The organism is Bradyrhizobium sp. PRIMUS42 (assembly GCF_023006515.1).
In the GTDB taxonomy this organism is placed as follows: Bacteria; Pseudomonadota; Alphaproteobacteria; order Rhizobiales; family Xanthobacteraceae; genus Bradyrhizobium.
The window spans coordinates 1-2482 of sequence record NZ_JALBGZ010000843.1 but is presented as its reverse complement, the minus strand read 5'-3'; the positions used below and the strand labels follow the sequence as shown (position 1 = coordinate 2482).

1 protein-coding gene and 1 pseudogene are annotated in these 2482 nt (G+C 64.4%); both read right to left on the bottom strand.

All coding sequences use genetic code 11. The features are described from left to right. Positions 1-513 (bottom strand): annotated as a pseudogene (locus MOV75_RS34540) (flagellin); the annotation flags it as partial. Positions 514-732: 219 nt separating this feature from the next. Then, positions 733-2482, bottom strand: a 1750-nt coding sequence (locus MOV75_RS34535) for a DUF1522 domain-containing protein (RefSeq protein ID WP_247007577.1), incomplete at its 5' end; no start/stop codon positions are given.

Sequence of the window (2482 nt, the reverse complement as noted above, 5' to 3'; positions counted from 1 at the left end):
TGCTGTGCCGGTAAAGGTGCCGGCGCTCGAGCCGAGCGATGCGCCGAGGGCTGCAGTCCCGGTGACGGGGGTCGTGCCACCGGCTGCGCCGGTATAGAGCACGTTGCTCTTGGCGGTCGCGCTCGCATAGGAGGTCGTGCCGCGCAGGTCGGCGGGCGTCGCGCCCGGTATCGTGGTGGAGACGTTCGACTTGGTGGAATAGCCCACCGTGGTCTGCAGCGCCTGGTTGGCGATCGATTTCGCGCTGTCGATCAGCTTCTGCAGCGAGGTGATGCCGGTGTTGGCGGCCTGGAGCACCTGCACACCGTTGTTGATGCCGTCGAGCAGGTTACTGATGTCGCTCGCCCGGTTGTCCAACCCCTGCGCCGTGAAGAAGTTGGTGGGGTTGTCGAGCGCCGTGTTGACCTTCTTACCGGTCGACAGCCGCTCCTGCGTCGTGGCCAGCAAGTCGGCCGTCGACTGCAGCGACAACAGGTTCTGGCGAACGGACGCCGAGAGAACGATGTTGGACATTGGCGAGTCTTCCTCTTGAACCGGATACGAATCGGCCGCGCGGTCTGCAAAGCGGGCTTTTGTCCAGTTTTAGGAGGTGTCCTTTAAAGTATGGTTAACGCCGGTTTAAGCGATAGGGTTAATGGCGGGTGAACGCCCCTGCCCGCCTCCGGACGCAAAAAAGAGCGGCGGGGCAAATGGCCCCGCCACTCAATTTTCTTAAGTAATTTCAGCTGCTTATTAGCGGAGCAGCTGGAGCACGCTCTGCTGCGAGGTGTTGGCCAGCGACAGCGCGGAGACCGCGATCGACTGCCGGGTCGACAGCGCCTGGCTGTTCGCCGCCTCGACGTTGGTGTCGGCCAGGGTCAGGTTGGACGAGCCGGTCTGCAGCACATTGATCAGGTTCTTGTTGAAGTCCTGACGGATCTGCACCACCGAGAGGTTCGAACCGAGGCTCGAGGCTTCCGAGCGCAGCGTGCTCGACGCGGCGTTCAGGTTGGTCAGCACCCTGTTGGCGGCTGCGTTGTCGATGAAGTCGACGCCGACGGTCAGCGAGGCGAGACCCAGGCCCTTCGAGTTGTAGGTCACGCCGGTGATGTTCAGGCTCGACTTGCCGGTCTCGTCGAACACCAGCTTGAGCTGGTCGCCGTTCAAGAGGTTGACACCGTTGAACGAGGAGTCCTGCGAGGTCGTGTCGATCTGGTTCAGGATGTTGTTGTACTGAGATACCAGGTTCGCACGGGCCGTCTGGGCAACGCCATCCTGGACGGGAGTGGAAGCCGTCGAGAACGTGAGCGCCGAAGTCAGCGTGCCGCCGATCGCACCGCCGGCGGTCGTCGAGCCGAGCGTCGAGGACGCGTAGTCGTTGGACGCGGTGATGGTCAGCAAGCCATTGGCATCGATCGTCGCCGCGAGGTTGTTGGCCTGAAGCTTCGTGTTGAGCTGGTCGAGCGTCTTGACCGTGCCGTTGGTGCCGTCGCCGAAGGTGACGTTGACCGCCGTGCCGCCGTTGAAGGAGGAGAAGGTCAAGGTCTTGCCGGCAATGCCGCCGATGCCGGAGGTGCGTGCGGCGGAGAATGCCGTTGCGTTTCCGGTGTTACCGGCGAGGCCGAACACGTTGAGCGCGTTGCCGGTGCCGGTGATCGACAGGTCGGCATTGACGCCGGTCGAGATCTTGAGCTGGCCGGAGGTGTTGATCGTCGAGTTCGACTGGCCGGTGGCGGTCGCAAGCGTCGCGGTGCCGTTGGCGTTGATCGTTGCGGTCTGCACGCCGGTGGCAATGTCGATCGCCTTCAGCACGTCGTTGACCGTACCGCCCTGCAGATAGACCGTCGAGTTGCCGTTGCCGTCGGTGACGACCGCACCGTTCGCACCATACCCGCTCGGAACGCTCGGAGCACCGGTCGAACCCGGGGTCGGCGCGTTCTTGAAGGTGATGACGTGACCGTCGACGTTCAGCGTCGAACCGTCCGCGATCGTCGCACCCAGCGAGCCCGCGGTCGTAGTCCGGTTGACGTTCAAGCTGGCATTGCCTGCACCAGAAGACGTGGTCAGGCCGAGCGCCTTGAGCAGGTCGGCCTTGCCGGTGACGCTCAGATCCGCACCCGTCGAGCTCTTCAGCGTGACGGCACCCGCACCAACGCTCGAAGCGGTCTGGTTGAAGCTGGTGGCGAGCGTCGCAGCACCGGCAGTGATGGCTGCCGTCTTGACGCCGCTGGCCAGATCGACCGCGGTCAACAGATCGCTGACGGTCGCTGCCGGAGTGCCCGCGGTCCCGAGATAGACCGTGGTGTTGCCGTTGCCGTCGGTGACGAGGTTGCCGCTGACGCCCGAACCGGACGCAACCGCAGTCGAGGCCGGGGCAGACCCCGAGCGGAAGGTGATGGTCTTGCCGTTCACCGTCAGGGTGTCGCCGTCGGCGGGCTGGGCGTTGCCGAGCAAGCCGGTTGCGGTCGTGCCGTTGGTGGCGATCAGGGTGATGGCGCCGGTC